This window comes from Dactylosporangium sp. NPDC049140, from assembly GCF_040648435.1.
Map to the genome: position 1 here is coordinate 293,620 of NZ_JBEZDS010000008.1, position 14,906 is coordinate 308,525.

Genomic DNA, 14,906 nt, shown 5'->3' on the forward strand with positions numbered 1-14,906 from the left:
GTGAGCGCTCTCGTGAACGGGTTCGGCGGCGACGCGGGTGCGAACGGCATTCGGGTGGTCATCGCGGACGACCAGGCAATGGTTCGCGACGGCCTGCGGCGCATCCTCGGGGCGGCCGGGGACATCGAGGTCGTGGGCGAGGCCGCGGACGGGGTCGAGGCCCTGGAACTGGTGCGCGCCGTGCGGCCCGACGTGGCGCTTGTCGACATCCGGATGCCGCGCATGGACGGGCTCACCCTCACCCGCGACCTCGCCGGCGGCCCCACCCGGGTCGTCGTGGTCACCACGTTCGACCTGGACGAGTACGTGTACGCGGCCCTGCGCAACGGGGCGGCCGGGTTCCTGCTCAAGCGCTCCGGCCCGGCCCTGCTCACCGAGGCCGTCCGGGCCGCTGTCTCCGGCGAGAGCCTGATCAGCCCGGCGATCACCGTCAAGCTGCTGCGGCATCTCTCCCGCCCGCGCCCGGAGTCGCCGGAGCCGCTGACCGAGCGGGAGCTGGAGATCGCCGCCCACGTCGGCGCGGGCCACACCAACGCCGAGATCGGCGCGGAGCTGTTCATCTCGGCCGGCACGGTGAAGACGCACGTGGCCGCGGTCCAGCGCAAGCTTGCCGTGCGCAACCGGGTCGGGATCGCGGTCTGGGCCTGGAACCACGGGGTCGTCGTGCCGTGAGGGCGTACTGGCTGCTGCTCCTGGTCGTCCCGGTGCTGTGCGGGCTGCCCTTCACCCGCCCGGCCGGGATCCTGGTGAGCATCGCGGCCATGGTCGCCGTGGCGGCGGCGGTCCGCCCGTCCCTCGGCCTTGTGGCGGCCGCGGTCTCGATCGGGGTGACCGTGATCTACCGGGGCCCGCCGCAGCCGCCGGGGCTGTGGCTCATCTTCGAGCTCACCCCGCTGCTCGTCCTGCTGACCCGCACCGCCCGCGCGGGCCGGTCGGTCGCGGCCCTCGTCGCACTCGCCGTCACCGTCCTGCCGCTGCGGGTCACCCTCCACCAGCCGGCCCACCACCTGGACGGCTCGGTCCTCGTGGTCGCCACCGCGTTCGCGTGCGCCGTGGCCGCCGCCGGGCTCGGACTGTACCGGCGGGCGCAGGACGGCCGGCGCGCCCACGCCCTGGCCGCGGCGCGGCGCTCGCAGCGGCTGGAGCTGGCCCGTGACCTGCACGACCTTGTCGCCCACGAGGTCACCGGGATCGTGCTGGAGGCGCAGGCGGCCCGGGTCGCGCCGGCCGCCGGGTCATACGAGCGGATCGAGGCGGCCGGGCAGCGGGCGCTCACCGCGATGGACAACATGGTGGCGGCCCTGCGCACCTCCGACGAGGACGTCCCGCCGCGGGTCCACGGGCTCGCCGACCTGCCCGGGGTCGTTTCACGCTTCGGCCCCGCGGCCACGCTGGCGATCGAGCCGGGGGCCGCGCTCCCGGCGGCGGCCGGGAGCGTGGCCTACCACGTCGTGATCGAGGCGCTGACGAACGTGCGCCGCCACGCGCCGGCGGCCGGCGTCGCGATCACGCTGTCAACGGCGGGCATCTTGACCGTCGTTTCGGATATGCCGGAAATATCGGCCACGCGCCCTACCGGCGGCCACGGACTCGAAGGACTCCGCGAACGCGTCGAAGCCGTGGGCGGCGCGTTCGGCGCCGGGCCGCGCGACGGGCGGTGGGAAGTGCGCTGCGATCTCTCCCGTTCGGCAGATGTGCCCGGGAACGGCCGCCCGCAGCCTTGAGGCATGCTCGAACTGGTCGAGATCACGAAGGTCTACAAGGGACAGAAACGCGCCGTCGACGGCCTCACGCTGCGGCTCACGCCGGGGCTGGTCGGGCTGCTCGGGCCCAACGGCGCCGGGAAGTCGTCGCTGCTGCGGATCGCCGCCACCGTCACCCGGCCCACGAGCGGCCAGGTGCGCTTCGACGGCCAGGACGCGGTCGCGCGCCCGGACGGGCTGCGGCGGGCGCTGGGGTACCTGCCGCAGGACTTCGGCGTGTACCCGAACCTGAACGCGGTCGAGTTCCTGCGGTACCTCGCCGCGGTCAAGGGGCTCTCGGCCCGCTCGGCGCGGGCGCGGATCGACGAGGTCCTCGAGCTGGTGAACCTCACGCACGCGGCGAAGCGGGCGCTGGGCGGGTACAGCGGCGGCATGCTGCGCCGGGTGGGCATCGCGCAGACGCTGCTCGGGGATCCCCGCGTGATCATCGTGGACGAGCCGACCGCCGGGCTCGACCCGGAGGAGCGGGTGCGGTTCCGCAACCTGCTCAGCGATCTCGCGGCTACGCGGGTCGTGCTGCTCTCCACGCACATCGTCGGCGACGTCGAGTCGGCCGCGGCGCGGATCGCGGTCGTCAAGGGCGGCCGGATCCGCCTCGACGGGGCGCCCGAGGACCTCGTGCGCGGCGTCGCCGGGCACGTGTGGGAGGCGACCGTCGCGCCCGCGGACGCCGCGGCCCTGCAGCAGCGGCTGCTGACGACGCGGGCGGTGCGCACGGCCCAGGGGGTACGGCTGCGGATCCTGGCCGTGAACCGGCCGCTGCCCGACGCCGTGCCGGCCGCGCCCGACCTCGAGGACGCCTACGTCGGGGCGGTGCACGCGTGATCGCCGCGGCCGTCGCCGATTTCCGGGAGCGGGTGCGGCGCCCGGCGTACCTGTTGATGCTCATCTCGGCCATCGGGCTGGGGCTCCTCGCGGTGCCCGCCGTCGACGCGCACTGGTCGGTCCTCGTGATCGGGGGGTTCCGCGGGCGGTACACCAGCGGGTACGTCGGGATGGTGACCGCTCTGACCAGCGCGCTCTGGCTGACGCTGGTCGGCTTCTACCTGGTGCGCGACGCCGTGGCCCGCGACGAGCGCACCGGCGTCGGGCAGCTGATCGCGGCCTCGCCGATGCGCACGCCGGCTTACCTCGCGGCGAAGCTGCTCAGCAACGTCGCCGTGCTCGTCTCGATGACCGCCGTGCTGGCCGGCACCGCGCTGGTCCTGCAGCTGCTGCGGGGCGAGTCGCGGGTCGTCGACCCGGTCGCGCTGCTGCTGCCGTTCGGGCTCGTCGCCCTGCCCATGCTCGTGGTCACGGGCGCGGTGGCGCTGCTGTTCGAGGCGACGCCGGTGCTGCGCGGCGGGCTGGGCAACGTGCTGTGGGTCTTCGTGTGGATGGTCGGCGCGATCGGTGGGCAGTCCGCGCACGCGCCCTTCGGCGGGCTCGGCCTGCAGCCGGTGAACCTCCCCGCGGGGGCGTCGCAGGACGTGGGGCTCGGGCTGATGTACGTCGACGAGCCCCTCAAGGTCTTCGAGTGGCCCGGCCTGCGCCTCTCGCCCGAGTTCCTCGGCGGCCGGGCGGGGCTGCTGCTCGTGGCCCTCGCGCTCGCGCTGCTGCCCGCGCTGTGGTTCCACCGGTTCGACCGCCCGGCCCGAGCAGGTCGCGCGGCGCCGGCCGCCGAGCCGCCGGCCCGGTACGCGGGGCTGCCGCGGACCGCGCCCCGCCGCGGCGCCACGTTCGCGCGGCTGCTGGCCGGCGAGGCGCGCATCCTGGTCGCGGGGGCGCCGCCGTGGTGGTGGCTGGGGGCGGGCGCGCTGGGCCTGGCGGGGCTCGCGCTGCCGCGCGGGGCCGTGCTCGCGTTCGCCTGGGTGTGGCCGCTGCTGCTGTGGTCGCGGCTGGGCACGCAGCCGGCGCTGTCCGGGACCGCGGCGATCCTGGGCGCGTACCCGGCGCCGCGGCGGCGCCGGCTCGCCGAGTTCGGCGCGGGCGTGCTGCTGGCGGTGGCGATCGGGCTCGGCTCGGCGGTCCGCCTGGCGATCGGCGGCGACTGGCGCGGGCTGGCGGGGTGGGCCGCCGGGGCGTTGTTCATCCCGGCCCTGGCCCTGCTGCTGGGCACGCTGACCGGCGCGCCGAGGGTCTTCCAGGCCGTGTACACGCTGCTCTGGTACCTCATGATCAACGATACGGACGCGCTGGACTACATGGGCATCCTCCGGGGCGGACCGGGCGCCGCCTTCTGGGCCGGGGCCGCGCTCGTCTTCGTCGCGGGGTCCCTGAGCTGGGCGGCGATGCGGGAGGCGCGCCGGTAGCGGCTGACTCCCGTAACGACACCCACGGCCACCAGGCCGGCGATGAGCTGCTGAGCGTGGTCGGGCACCGCCTGCGCGACGCCGCCTTCGCCGGGCCGCGCACCGCACCGCAGCGCTCGGTGGTGGCCCGGCTCGGCGGCGACGAGTTCGCGGTGCTGCTGCCGGGCGCGGACGCCGCGACGGCCGACCGGCTGGCCCCGGCGCTGCGGGCCGTGTTCGACAGGCCGTTCCCCACGAGCGAGGGCCGCCTGGCCGTGCGGGCGAGCATCGCGGTGTCGACCACGATGCTCGCCGACGCCTGGCTAGGCCCTGTCCTGCCGGGTCAGAGGCCGGCCACGTCGAGGGCCAGCGTCACCGCGCCGCACGCGACGAGCAGCCCGGTGACCAGGTTGACCCGGGCCGGGGCGCCGCCGGTCCGGCGCGCGGCGCGCCAGTAGAGGGCGGCCCCGACCAGGATCAGCAGCCCCTCGATGACGGCGGTCAGGAGGTGGTACCGCCACAGGCCCAGCCCCAGCCGCGGCAGGTCGCCCGCGTTGCCGGGCAGCAGCGGCAGGTCGGCGCGGTGCACGAGCAGGTCGAGCAGCCAGTGCGAGAAGACGACGGCGCCGATGACCGTCCCGCCGCGGCGGCCCCACCAGCGGGCGGCCACCAGGCCGGTGAGGGCCGCGATGACGAGCGCGCCCAGCAGGGAGTGGGTGTAGTCGGCGTAGATGATCCCGTCGCCATAGCCGCCGTCGGTGCCCGGGACCGGGTCGATGTGCTCGGCGCCGGCGAGGTACAGCGGGACGAACACGACGTCGAGCCAGACCGTCGCGAGCATGAGCGACCACAGCGGGACCGGCCGCTCGACCGACTTCACGGCCGCGGCCAGGCCGAAGTGCCCCGTGATCATCGCTTCGGCCAGGGCAGCTTCGCGTCCAGCGCGCCGACGAGTGCGGCGAACAGGATCGCGCCCACGAAGAACGCCATCTCGGATACTCCTTCACTAAGTGAACTCCAGTTGCGTTAGCATGAGCATGACAGGACGACCGCCACTAACGCAACTGGAGTTGCATTGACCGGCAACACCCGGCCCGGCGGGCGCACCGCCCGCACGCGCGCGGCGGTGGCCGAGGCGCTGCAGGCCGAGCTGCTCGAAGTCGGCTACGCGGGCACCACGATGGAGCGGATCGCGCAGCGGGCGGGGGTGGCGAAGACCACGCTGTACCGCCGCTGGGGCTCCGTCGGCCAGCTCGTCGCCGACCTGTTCGCCGGCACGGCGGCGGCGCAGATCCCGCCGCCGGACACCGGCACGCTCGAGGGCGACCTGCGCGAGCTCGGCCGGGCGAGCATCGCGCTGCTGTCGGCGCCGCCGCTGCGGGCCGTGTTCGACGTCGTCGTGCGCGAGGCGGTGCACGACCCGGCCGTCCGGGAGGTGCTCACCGGGTTCTTCGCGACGCGAATCGTGCTCGCCGCGACGCTTGTCGAGCGGGCCGTGGAGCGCGGCGAGGCCCCGGCCGGCACCGACGCGGCCGAGGTGATCCGGCTCGTCGGCGCGCCCTACTACGCGCGCGCCTACATCACCGGGGAGCCGCTCGACCCCGCGATCGCCGACCGCACCGCGCGCATCCTGGCCCTGGCCGTGCGCAAGGGGCTACTGGTCTGCTGACTCGCGGTACAGCAGCGCCGCCTGCACGCGGTTCGTGCAGTCGAGCTTGGTGAGCACGCGGCTGACGTACGTCTTCACGCTCGGCTCGCTCATCCGCAGCCGCGCCCCGATGCCGGCGTTGGAGAGCCCCTCCGCGACCAGCCGCAACACGTCGGCCTCCCGCGGGCTGAGCGCGGCCAGCCGGTCCCCGGCGGCCCGGCGCCGCTGCGCCCCGGCCGCGCCGGACGGCCCGATGAGGCCGATGACCTGGCGGGCGACCGGCGGCGAGAGGTACGCGTCGCCGGCGTGCGCGGCCCGCACCGCGCGCAGGAGCTCCTCGGGGGTGCAGGTCTTCAGCACGTACCCGGACGTGCCCTGCCGCAGCGCGCGCAGCACGTTCGCCTCGTCGCCGAACGACGTGAGCAGCACGATCGCCGCGCCCGGGCGCGCGGCCCGCAGGGCGGCCATCGCGTCCAGGCCGCCGAGCAGCGGCATGCGCACGTCGAGCAGGGCCACGTCCACCGCGACCCGCTCCGCCGCCGCCACGGCCGCGGCGCCGTCCCCGGCCACGGCGACGATCTCCAGGTCGGGCGCGGACTCGAGCACGGCCTGGATGCCGGCCAGCATCAGCGGCTCGTCGTCGGCGACGAGGACCCTGATCCGGCTCATCCGGCGACGCCGACGACCAGGCTGAGCGGCACCAGGCCGAACATGATGCCGGCCAGGGCCACGCCGAGCAGCGCGGGCGGGCGGCGCACGGGAGCGTCCGGGAAGACCGCCCACAGCCGGAACGCGCCGCCGTCGACGCCGTGCCCGACCAGCCCGCCGGCGAGCTCGGCCCGCTCGGCCAGGCCGAGCAGCCCCCGCCCGGGCGCGGGCACGGTGCCGGGCGGGACCGGGTTGACGACGGAGAGCAGCAGCGCGTCGTCGTCCCACTCGGCCCGCACGGTCAGCGGCGCGCCGGGCGCGTGCTTGCAGCCGTTGGTGAGGCCCTCCTGCACCAGCCGGTACGCCTCCGGGGGCACCTCCCGCTCGCGGCCGCGCCGGACGAGCTCGACCGGCACGCCCGCCGCCCGGGCCCGCTCCACCAGCTCGACCAGCCCGGCCCGCGGCGCCCGCAGCCCGCCGAGCACGTCGTGCAGGTCGCCGGCGGCCCCGCGGGCGGACTCGGCGAGGCGGCGCACCGCCTCCCGCTGCGCCTCCGGCAGGCCGGCCACCTCCAGCGCCGCGGCCTGGATGGACACGAGGCTGAGCCGGTGCCCGAGCGCGTCGTGCATGTCGCGGGCGATCCGCAGCCGCTCCTGCGCGGCGAGCGCGGCCGCGTGCCGCTCCTGCTCGGCGACGTAGGCCCCGACGAGCAGCGGCAGCAGCGCGAACACGACGGCCGACACGACGACGGGCGCGACCGCCGGGGCCCGCCCGGCCTGCACCGCGGCGAACCCGGCCACCGCCAGGGCCAGCCACGGCGTCGAGGCCTTCCCGGCCCGGTAGGCGGTGAACGGCAGCAGCGCCCCGGCCCCGCCCGTGACCAGCGCCGGGCCGAGCGCGGCGAGGAACCCGAGCCCGGGCCGGCGCCGGGCGAGGGCGAGGACGCCGGCCACGGCCAGCGCCCAGACCGGCAGCAGCCAGGGCCGGACGATTCCCGGATGCGCATACGTGAGCAGCACGCTGTCGACGCAGACGATGCCCGCGGCGGCGAGATATCGGCGCATGCGAGCAGGCTACCGCCGACGTTCGTCGCGGTGGCGGGGCGACTTTCGGCGACTGTGGCCGCGGCCGGCCCGCCCTAGCGTCACGGGACGTGATCGTTGTGGAGGAACTCAGCAAGCGCTACGGCCGCACCGTCGCCGTCGACGGGTTGTCGTTCGCCGTCCGGCCGGGGTGCGTGACCGGCTTCCTCGGGCCCAACGGGGCCGGGAAGTCGACCACCATGCGGATGATCCTCGGGCTCGACCGGCCGTCGGGCGGGCGGGCCCGGATCGACGGGCGGCCCTACGAGGCCCTGGACCGTCCGCTGTGCGCGGTCGGGGCGATGCTGGAGGGCCGCTCCGCCCACCCGGGCCGGCGGGCGCGGCACCACCTGCTGTACCTGGCCCGCAGCAACGGCATATCCGACCGGCGCGTGGACGAGGTGCTGGAGCTCGTGGGGCTGGCCGGGGACGCGCGGCGGCGGGCCGGCGGGTTCTCCCTCGGGATGGCCCAGCGGCTCGGGCTGGCCGCGGCGCTGCTCGGCGACCCGCCGATCCTGCTGCTCGACGAGCCGGTCAACGGGCTCGACCCCGAGGGGGTGCACTGGCTGCGGGCGCTGCTGAAGGGGTACGCCGCGCAGGGTCGCACCGTGCTGGTCTCCAGCCACCTGATGGCCGAGACTGCGCTCACCGCCGACCGGCTCGTGGTCATCAGCCGCGGGCGGCTCGTCGCCGACGCGACCGTGGACGAGTTCGTGGCCGGCGCCCCGTCGCTGGAGGCGGCGTTCCTGCTGGCGGTCGGGCGATGAGCGGCCCGGCCGCGCTCGCGGCGGAGTGGGTCAAGGTCCGCACCCTGCGCTCGACCGCCTGGACGCTCGCGCTGACCGTCGTCGCCGGGGGCGGGCTGGCGTACCTGACCGGCTGGAGCCTGCGCCGCGCCGAGCCCGAGCACTTCGACGCGCTGTTCGCCTCCTTCTATGGGCTGAGCCTGGCCCAGCTGGCGCTCGTCGTGTTCGCGGTGCTGACGGTCGGTGGGGAGTACGGCTCCGGCACGATCCGCCCGACCCTCGCCGCCGTTCCGCGCCGCGGCCGGTACTACCTCGCCAAGCTCGCCGTGCTCGCCCTGTGCGCCGCGGCGGTCTCGGCGCTGACCGTCGCCGCCGCGTGGTTCGCCGGGCAGGCCGGGCTCGCGTCGCGGCACACCACGCTGACGGCCGACGGGGTGCCGCGCACGGTCGCCGGGGCGTTCGTCTACCTCGTGCTCATCGCCCTGTTCGCGGCGGGCGTGGCGCAGACCCTGCGCGGGTCGACCGCGGCCCTGGCGGTACTGCTGCCGCTGTTCTTCCTCGGTTCGCAGGGCCTGGGCAACATCCCGGGGCTGCGCCGGGTCACCCAGTTCCTGCCCGACCAGGCCGGCGTGGCGATCCTGCACTACTTCGGGGCGCCGGACGGGCCGCGCTACGACCGTGCGTTCGGCCCTTGGGGCGGCATCGGGATCATGGCGCTGTGGACGGCGCTCGCGCTCGCCGCCGGGCACGTCAGCCTCCGGCGACGCGACGCATAGACGGCTTAGACCTGCTTTACGTTCGACTTAGGAGGCTTCAGCGAGCGCCCGGTCGTGCATACGGTCGGGAAATGCCGCTCGACCCTCGGCTCAACCCGTACGTGGTGCCGCCGCGCCGCGAGCCGAAACGGCGCCCGGCGCTGCTGGCGCTCGTGCTGGTCCCGATCGCCGGGGCCGTGGCCACCTCGCTGATCGTCACCACGTCGGCGGGCGCCGAGCAGGTCGACACCGAGGGCGTGGTGCAGGCCGAGGCGTGGGCCGCCCAGAGCGGCGCCCGCACCGAGAACACCGGCGACGCCGGCGGCGGCAGGAACGTGGGCTGGCTCGCCGACGGGGACTGGATGCGGTACGACAACGTCGACCTCGGCGGCCCCGGCTCGCTGACCGCGAGCGTGCGGGTCGCCGCGGGCGGCCGCACGGGAGGGACGGTGGAGCTGCGGGCCGGCGCCCCGGACGGCGAACTGCTGGCCAGCTACCAGGTCGGGAACACCGGCGGCTGGCAGAGCTGGACCACGAAGACCCGGGTGAGCACCACGGGCCGGACCGGCCTCCAGACCGTGTTCGTCCTGATCCGCAGCGAACACGGCGGCGACTTCGTCAACGTGAACTGGCTGCGGTTCCACCGCACGCCCACCGCCGCGATCCCGGGATCGCCCTCGGCGTCGCCCTGAGTCTTCCGGCTACCAGCAAGGCGGTCCCACCCGGCCTCGTGGCACGGTCGTATCATGACGATCCGCTGCGTCATCGTCGACGACTCGGAGCGGTTCCGGGCCAGCGCCCGGCGGCTTCTCTCGAGCCAGGGCATCGCAGTGGTCGCGACCGCTTCGGACAGCCGGCAGGCGCTGCGGGCGGTCGAGGAGCAGGAGCCGGATGTCGTACTCCTCGATGTCGGCCTCGGCGCGGAGAGCGGCTTCGACCTGGCCCCCCGCATCCGCCACGGCGCCGTCATCATGGTGTCGAGCCTCGCCCCGGACGACCTGGCCGAGCTGCTCGAGGAGAGCCCGGCGATCGGCTTCCTGCCCAAGGACCAGCTGTCCGGGTGCGCGATCACGTACCTGCTGCGGAAGACGCCGCCTCCAGGAATGTGAGGACCGCGAGGACCCGGCGGTGCGTCTCGTCGGTCTCGGGCAGGTCGAGCTTGGTCAGGATCGACCGGACATGCTTCTCGACCGTGCCCTCGGTGACCCACAGCGCCTTGGCCACGCCCGCGTTCGAGCGCCCCTCGGCCATGAGCGCCAGCACCTCCCGCTCGCGCGGGCTGAGCACGTCGAGCGGGTCGCGGCGGCGGTGGGCGGCCACGAGCTCCTGGACGACGGCCGGGTCGACGACGGTGCCCCCGTCGTGCACCCGGTGGATCGTCTCGACGAACTCGTCGACGTCGGTGACGCGGCTCTTCAGCAGGTAGCCGATGCGCTCACCGCTGGCCAGCAGCTCGATCGCGTGCTCGACCTCGACGAAGGCGGACAGCACCAGAATCGCCACCGACGGGAAGCGTCGGCGGATCTCCCGGGCCGCGCCGAGCCCCTCGGTGGTGTGCGTCGGGGGCATGCGGATGTCGACCACGGCGATGTCGGGCGTCGCCTTCTCGACCAGGTCCAGTAGGTGGGTGCCGTCGTCGGCGAGCCCGATCACGTCGAACCCGTGCCGGTCGAGGAGGCTTGCCAGCCCCTCGCGCAGCAGCACGTCGTCGTCCGCGATCACCACCGAACGACGCAGCGCCGCGCTTGCCTCGAATGCCATCAAATCCAACATATCCCCGCGATCCGGGGTAGTCACCACCCCATGCACGGGGGGTTGACCTTCCGCCTCGCGTTGACCAGCGCGCTGTTCACCGTCCTGATCTCGGCGGCGTTCGCGGTGATCCTCGTGTCCGTTTACGAGCTGCGGGCCTCCGTCATGGTCGTCACCCGCGCCGAGCACGCCGTCTCGGCCTCCAACACGCTGGAGCGGCTGGTCCTCGACGTGGAGGCGGGCCGGCGCGGGTACGCCCTCACCCACGACCGGGCGCTGCTGGAGCCCTGGATCAGGGCCCAGCAGCAGATTCCGCTGCGCCAGCAGGAGCTCGCCTCGTCCGTGGCGGGTGACCCGGCCCAGGCCGCGCGGGTGGCCCGGCTCAACAGCGACGTCACCGCGTACCTCGACAGCTACGCCGACCCCGCGATCACCGAGGGGGAGTCGGGGGAGCCGGCCAACATCGACCCGCAGTCCGTCACCGAGGGGCAGAAGCAGATCGCCGCGATGCGCATGGAGTTCAACGACTTCATCAACAGCCAGCGCATGACCGTGGACCAGATGCACGCCGCGGCGACCCGGGCCGGCAAGCAGGCCCTGTTCGCCGGGATCGCCGGCTTCGTGGTGGCCCTGCTCGCGGTCGCGATCCTGACTCGCTCGCTGGCGGTCATGGTGGTGCGGCCGCTGCACCGGATGGTGTTGGCGGCCGACCGGGTGGCGGGCGGCGACCTGGAGGTGAGGGTCCCGACGGACGCCCCGGTGGAGATCGGGGCGCTGCAGCGGACCTTCAACTCGATGGTCGCCGCGCTCGACAAGGGCCGCCGGATGCTCGGCGCGGTGGCGGCCGAGCAGGCGGCGCTGCGCCGTGTGGCGACCGTCGCGGCGCGCGGCATGCCCGCCGAGGACGTCTTCGCCGCGGTGACCGAGGAGGCCGGCAAGCTCTTCGGCGCCGACGCGGCCGTGCTGCTGCGCTTCGAGCCCGACGGCAACGGCACCGTGGTGGCGAGCTGGAGCCAGGACCCCGTCCACCGCGTCGGCCTGGGCCGGGTGAAGGTGGCCGACAGCGGTGTGGCCGGGGAGATCCTGCGGTCCGGCCGCCCGATCCGCCTCGCCGGCATGCGCAGCGCCGACTTCCTGCAGCACGAGTTCGGCGACGGGACCATCCGCTCCGCGATCGGCGCCCCCGTCTCCGTGGCCGGGCGCACCTGGGGCGCCCTCAAGGCCCTCTCCACGTGCGCGTCCCCGCTGCAGCAGCACGACGCCGAGCGGGCCGCCGAGTTCACCGAGCTGGTGGCCAGCGCGATTGCCAACTCCCAGGCGCGCGCCGACCTGACCGCCTCCCGCGCCCGCGTGGTGGCCGCGACCGACGAGAGCCGCCGCCGCATCGAGCGCGACCTGCACGACGGCACCCAGCAGCGGCTGATCGCCCTGCTGCTGGCCCTGCGCGCGACGGAGACGCAGGTGACGGGCCCGCTGCAGGACCGCCTGCACGGCATCGGCAGCGACCTGTCGGAGGCGATCGACGAACTGCGCGAGCTGGCCCGCGGCATCCATCCGTCGATCCTGTCGGAGGGTGGCCTGTCCCCGGCGATCCGCTCCCTGGCGCGCCGCTCCCCGATCCCGGTGGAGACGCGGCTCGACCTGCCCTCCAGGCTCGACGCCTCGGTGGAGATCGGGGTGTACTACGTCGTGGCCGAGGCCCTCACGAACGCCATCCGCCACGCGCACGCCACGGTGATCTCGGTGTCGGCCGCCGTCACGGACGCCCGGCTGTCCCTGTCGATCGAGGACGACGGCGTGGGGGGCGCGGATCCTGGTACGGGCACGGGCCTGACCGGCCTCGGCGACCGCGTGGCCGCGCTGGGCGGCACCATGCAGATCTCGAGCCGCCCCGGCGCCGGGACCCGCCTGCGCATCGGCATCCCCCTCCCGGAGGGTGAGGCCGGTTGAGGGGCCGGTGGCAGCCAGCAGGTATGCCGGGGTCGGAAAACCCACCACAGGGAAACCCCGCTGGCCGCGAGGCATCGGACACCCGTCCGGAGGCACGGTGGAACAGTCAAACACACCCCCTTGAACAGGTGATCCACCATGACGACTCGCCCGGTCGACCCGGTGCTGTGCATGGCACTGTTCGTCTCCGACACTCCGTGCTTCTCCAACCCCGACGACGCCGAGGTCCGCGCCACGGTGGACGACACCTTGGACCGGCTCGGCCCGCAAGAGTGCTACGCCCGGGCCGCCGAGGTCTTCGGCGACCGCCCGGATGTGGCCCTGAACCGCATTCAGTGGGCCCGCTCGGTCTGCGAGCGCGCGCTGACCGCGGCCGGTGCACGATGAGCCGGCCGGTCCCCGGATACCGGCGATAAATCCAGACACCGACGTGTCCGGATTTATCGCCCTTCCGTCACAACACCGACAGGTGCACGTGGTTCGTGTGGTCGCTGGACGGGTCCCCGTTGCCGCCGCTGTACGCGTGCCAGCCCGCCGCCGGCGTCCAGACCTGACGGAACCAGATCACGTACAGCACGCCCAGCGAGGACGCGTTCTTCACGAAGAAGGCCGCCAGGTTCGTGCCGTAGGTCTTGTCGGCCCCGCTGGCCACGCCGCCGAAGCCGTCCGACGCCGCGGCGAAGTCGCAGGCCCGGCCCTTCGGATGCTCGTACGGGCCCGACGGGCGGAAGCACGAGTAGAAGTGCGTGAAGCCGGCCTTGCGCGCCTCCTGCGCCGCGTGCAGCAGACGCGGCGTGATGCAGCCGGTGGTCGTCGGGTCGTCGATGATGCAGTTCTCGGCCGGCCAGGAGCCGTCGGCGTTGCGCGGGGCGGGCGTCGCCAGCGGTGAGTTCACGCTGACGTAGCCGTCGGCCTTCCCCTTCATCTTGGCCAGCGCCGCTTCGGCGTCGGCCTTTTTCTTTGCCTGGATGACCGCCTGCGCCTGCTGCTTGGCCACCTCGTCGTCGGCCGCCTTCTTCGCGTCCGCGAGCTCCTTCTCGAGCTTGGTCAGACGGGCGATCTGGCGGTCGTTGTACTGCGCGATCGTGTTCACCAGCAGCACGCGGTCCATGAACTGCTCGGCCGAGCCGGTGTTCACGAGGGCGGCGGTCAGGCGCACGTTGCCGCCGGTCCGGTACGCCGCGGCGGCGATGACGTTCACGCTCGCGCGGACCGGCTCCAGCTCCTTCTGTATCGAGTCCATCTGCGCGGTCAGCTCGGCCTGGTGCTTCTTCGACGTGTCGAGCACCGCCTGGGCCTGCAGCCACTCCGTGTTGGCCGCGTCCAGCTTCTCGCCGAGCGTGAGATCGGTGCCCTCGTTCGGCGCACCCGTCGGATCGCCCGGCGCCGCGCCCGCGGGGCCGGCCCAGGCGCCGATCAGCACGAGCGCCGCAACCATGAGCATGAGCACCCGGCGCCGCATGCGGCCGAGCGTACCGAACCGGAAAGGCGCCGCACAGCACCAAGAATGCGGCCGAATGAACACGGAAAGTAGTGCTGAACCTTCGCGGAGCGACCGTCGTAATGGTATTTCGGGTTCGAACATACGTCCGGCGTGTCGGATTCGGTCATCGACGGTTGCTTTGCTAGCGTGCGCGCTAGCAAACGGCTAGCGGGAGTGATGTTGGAAGCGACAGAGAAGGCGGTGGCGATGCCACCGCAGCGGCCGCGGTTCGAGCGGGTCCAGCTCAACACCCGGGTTCGGGTCGAGATCGAGCAGACCCTGCAGCGGTTCGTCGTCGACCACAACACCACCGTGCAGAGCTCGGTGGATCTCGCGCTGGCCGAATTTCTCGAGGCGCGGGGCTATCGGCTGCCCCGGCCCGACGACGACGGGAGAAGCCGGTGAGCACGCCGGGCATCAACCAGCTCGACGCCGATCTGCAGAAGACTGTCAAGCGCACCTCGTACATGCGGCAGCTGTTCTACTTCGTGGTGCTGCTCGTGGCCCTGGCCGGGCAGGTGTCCGGTGCGGTGGAGGCGCTGGGCATCCCGATGATCTGGGCGATCCCGGCGGTGGGCGCGCTGGAGCTCGGCGGCATCGTCGTGCTCGCCAACGCCGACGTTCGGCGCCGGCTGGGTGAGCGGGCGGTGGCCTCGCGGATCCTGTCGGCGGCGATCGCGGCGTTCGCTGTCGCGTTCAACTGGATGGCCCACAACAACAAGCTGCTCGCCGGGTTCTTCGCGGGGATGTCGGCGCTGGGCTACCTGGTCTGGCTGATGCACACCGAGAACCAGCGCCGCGACCGGCTG

The 14,906-nt window shown here is 74.1% G+C and carries 17 protein-coding genes and 2 pseudogenes; 14 read left to right on the top strand and 5 right to left on the bottom strand.

The genetic code is table 11. The features are described 5' to 3' along the window. From AB0B76_RS16650 to AB0B76_RS16670, 5 genes and pseudogenes are all read left to right on the top strand, one after another. Nucleotides 1-672, top strand: coding sequence for a response regulator transcription factor (locus AB0B76_RS16650; protein WP_360375431.1), 672 nt, complete (start codon nucleotides 1-3; stop codon nucleotides 670-672). Continuing rightward, entirely contained in the window at nucleotides 669-1,724 is a 1,056-nt protein-coding gene (locus AB0B76_RS16655) for a histidine kinase (RefSeq protein ID WP_360375433.1), read from the top strand. The genes AB0B76_RS16650 and AB0B76_RS16655 overlap by 4 nt, the downstream gene beginning before the upstream one ends. Before the next feature lie 3 nt (nucleotides 1,725-1,727). Next, the gene (locus AB0B76_RS16660) at nucleotides 1,728-2,588 is read left to right on the top strand and encodes an ABC transporter ATP-binding protein (protein ID WP_360375435.1); all 861 of its coding nucleotides are present in this window, start codon (nucleotides 1,728-1,730) and stop codon (nucleotides 2,586-2,588) included. After that, a complete protein-coding gene (locus AB0B76_RS16665; protein WP_360375437.1) occupies nucleotides 2,585-4,054 on the top strand; it encodes a hypothetical protein in 1,470 nt (489 codons plus the stop codon). The genes AB0B76_RS16660 and AB0B76_RS16665 overlap by 4 nt, the downstream gene beginning before the upstream one ends. Before the next feature lie 14 nt (nucleotides 4,055-4,068). Further along, nucleotides 4,069-4,491: pseudogene (locus AB0B76_RS16670) on the top strand (GGDEF domain-containing protein); the annotation flags it as partial. Here AB0B76_RS16670 and AB0B76_RS16675 read toward each other — a convergent pair. Further along, complete coding sequence (locus tag AB0B76_RS16675; protein WP_360375439.1) at nucleotides 4,377-4,946, bottom strand: permease; 570 nt, start codon at nucleotides 4,944-4,946, stop codon at nucleotides 4,377-4,379. The pseudogene AB0B76_RS16670 and the gene AB0B76_RS16675 sit on opposite strands and share 115 nt — an antisense overlap. Before the next feature lie 162 nt (nucleotides 4,947-5,108). On the opposite strand from AB0B76_RS16675, the gene AB0B76_RS16680 reads away from it, so the two are divergent. Beyond that, on the top strand, nucleotides 5,109-5,702 hold the full coding sequence (locus AB0B76_RS16680) for a TetR/AcrR family transcriptional regulator (protein WP_360375441.1): 594 nt from the start codon (nucleotides 5,109-5,111) through the stop codon (nucleotides 5,700-5,702). Here the strand turns inward: AB0B76_RS16680 and AB0B76_RS16685 are convergent. Both AB0B76_RS16685 and AB0B76_RS16690 read right to left on the bottom strand, forming a co-directional pair. Next, nucleotides 5,688-6,350, bottom strand: a complete 663-nt coding sequence (locus AB0B76_RS16685; RefSeq protein ID WP_360375443.1) for a response regulator transcription factor — start codon at nucleotides 6,348-6,350, stop codon at nucleotides 5,688-5,690. The genes AB0B76_RS16680 and AB0B76_RS16685 overlap by 15 nt on opposite strands. Further along, nucleotides 6,347-7,393, bottom strand: a complete 1,047-nt coding sequence (locus AB0B76_RS16690; protein ID WP_360375445.1) for a histidine kinase — start codon at nucleotides 7,391-7,393, stop codon at nucleotides 6,347-6,349. Before AB0B76_RS16690 ends, AB0B76_RS16685 begins: the two co-directional genes overlap by 4 nt. 89 nt (nucleotides 7,394-7,482) lie before the next feature. Between AB0B76_RS16690 and AB0B76_RS16695 the strand changes: the two genes are divergently transcribed. The 4 genes from AB0B76_RS16695 (at nucleotide 7,483) to AB0B76_RS16710 (ending at nucleotide 10,021) form a co-directional block, all read left to right on the top strand. Beyond that, nucleotides 7,483-8,178, top strand: a complete 696-nt coding sequence (locus AB0B76_RS16695) for an ATP-binding cassette domain-containing protein (RefSeq protein ID WP_360375447.1) — start codon at nucleotides 7,483-7,485, stop codon at nucleotides 8,176-8,178. Continuing rightward, nucleotides 8,175-8,933 (top strand): ABC transporter permease, encoded by a 759-nt coding sequence (locus AB0B76_RS16700; protein ID WP_360375449.1) that lies wholly within the window; start codon nucleotides 8,175-8,177, stop codon nucleotides 8,931-8,933. The genes AB0B76_RS16695 and AB0B76_RS16700 overlap by 4 nt, the downstream gene beginning before the upstream one ends. 71 nt (nucleotides 8,934-9,004) lie before the next feature. Further along, nucleotides 9,005-9,604, top strand: a complete 600-nt coding sequence (locus AB0B76_RS16705; RefSeq protein ID WP_360375451.1) for a carbohydrate-binding protein — start codon at nucleotides 9,005-9,007, stop codon at nucleotides 9,602-9,604. Nucleotides 9,605-9,658: 54 nt separating this feature from the next. After that, nucleotides 9,659-10,021, top strand: coding sequence for a response regulator transcription factor (locus tag AB0B76_RS16710; protein ID WP_360375453.1), 363 nt, complete (start codon nucleotides 9,659-9,661; stop codon nucleotides 10,019-10,021). On the opposite strand, the gene AB0B76_RS16715 is transcribed toward AB0B76_RS16710, so the two are convergent. After that, the gene (locus tag AB0B76_RS16715) at nucleotides 9,981-10,673 is read right to left on the bottom strand and encodes a response regulator transcription factor (RefSeq protein ID WP_360375455.1); all 693 of its coding nucleotides are present in this window, start codon (nucleotides 10,671-10,673) and stop codon (nucleotides 9,981-9,983) included. The two genes, AB0B76_RS16710 and AB0B76_RS16715, sit on opposite strands and share 41 nt — an antisense overlap. A 42-nt stretch (nucleotides 10,674-10,715) precedes the next feature. Here AB0B76_RS16715 and AB0B76_RS16720 point away from each other — a divergent pair, with 42 nt between their 5' ends. Continuing rightward, nucleotides 10,716-12,614, top strand: coding sequence for a CHASE3 domain-containing protein (locus AB0B76_RS16720; protein WP_360375457.1), 1,899 nt, complete (start codon nucleotides 10,716-10,718; stop codon nucleotides 12,612-12,614). Nucleotides 12,615-12,752: 138 nt separating this feature from the next. Then, a complete protein-coding gene (locus AB0B76_RS16725) occupies nucleotides 12,753-13,001 on the top strand; it encodes a hypothetical protein (protein ID WP_360375459.1) in 249 nt (82 codons plus the stop codon). Nucleotides 13,002-13,068: 67 nt separating this feature from the next. Here the strand turns inward: AB0B76_RS16725 and AB0B76_RS16730 are convergent, their stop codons facing one another. Continuing rightward, on the bottom strand, nucleotides 13,069-14,076 hold the full coding sequence (locus AB0B76_RS16730) for a hypothetical protein (protein WP_360375461.1): 1,008 nt from the start codon (nucleotides 14,074-14,076) through the stop codon (nucleotides 13,069-13,071). 198 nt (nucleotides 14,077-14,274) lie between these two features. On the opposite strand from AB0B76_RS16730, the gene AB0B76_RS16735 reads away from it, so the two are divergent. Both AB0B76_RS16735 and AB0B76_RS16740 read left to right on the top strand, forming a co-directional pair. Then, nucleotides 14,275-14,502 carry a hypothetical protein gene (locus tag AB0B76_RS16735; protein WP_360375463.1) on the top strand — a complete coding sequence of 76 codons (228 nt, stop codon included), beginning with the start codon at nucleotides 14,275-14,277 and terminating at the stop codon, nucleotides 14,500-14,502. Continuing rightward, nucleotides 14,499-14,906, top strand: a pseudogene (locus tag AB0B76_RS16740) (hypothetical protein); the annotation flags it as partial. The gene AB0B76_RS16735 and the pseudogene AB0B76_RS16740, both read left to right, overlap by 4 nt.

What these genes read in the sequence shown, in the direction of transcription:
- AB0B76_RS16730 (WP_360375461.1), bottom strand. Translation starts at nt 14,076, where the DNA reads ATGCGGCGCCGGGTGCTCATGCTCATGGTTGCGGCGCTCGTGCTGATC.
- AB0B76_RS16685 (WP_360375443.1), bottom strand. Translation starts at nt 6,350, where the DNA reads ATGAGCCGGATCAGGGTCCTCGTCGCCGACGACGAGCCGCTGATGCTG.
- AB0B76_RS16700 (WP_360375449.1), top strand. Translation starts at nt 8,175, where the DNA reads ATGAGCGGCCCGGCCGCGCTCGCGGCGGAGTGGGTCAAGGTCCGCACC.
- AB0B76_RS16705 (WP_360375451.1), top strand. Translation starts at nt 9,005, where the DNA reads ATGCCGCTCGACCCTCGGCTCAACCCGTACGTGGTGCCGCCGCGCCGC.
- AB0B76_RS16725 (WP_360375459.1), top strand. Translation starts at nt 12,753, where the DNA reads ATGACGACTCGCCCGGTCGACCCGGTGCTGTGCATGGCACTGTTCGTC.
- AB0B76_RS16710 (WP_360375453.1), top strand. Translation starts at nt 9,659, where the DNA reads ATGACGATCCGCTGCGTCATCGTCGACGACTCGGAGCGGTTCCGGGCC.
- AB0B76_RS16660 (WP_360375435.1), top strand. Translation starts at nt 1,728, where the DNA reads ATGCTCGAACTGGTCGAGATCACGAAGGTCTACAAGGGACAGAAACGC.
- AB0B76_RS16675 (WP_360375439.1), bottom strand. Translation starts at nt 4,946, where the DNA reads ATGATCACGGGGCACTTCGGCCTGGCCGCGGCCGTGAAGTCGGTCGAG.
- AB0B76_RS16735 (WP_360375463.1), top strand. Translation starts at nt 14,275, where the DNA reads ATGTTGGAAGCGACAGAGAAGGCGGTGGCGATGCCACCGCAGCGGCCG.
- AB0B76_RS16720 (WP_360375457.1), top strand. Translation starts at nt 10,716, where the DNA reads ATGCACGGGGGGTTGACCTTCCGCCTCGCGTTGACCAGCGCGCTGTTC.
- AB0B76_RS16715 (WP_360375455.1), bottom strand. Translation starts at nt 10,673, where the DNA reads ATGGCATTCGAGGCAAGCGCGGCGCTGCGTCGTTCGGTGGTGATCGCG.
- AB0B76_RS16690 (WP_360375445.1), bottom strand. Translation starts at nt 7,393, where the DNA reads ATGCGCCGATATCTCGCCGCCGCGGGCATCGTCTGCGTCGACAGCGTG.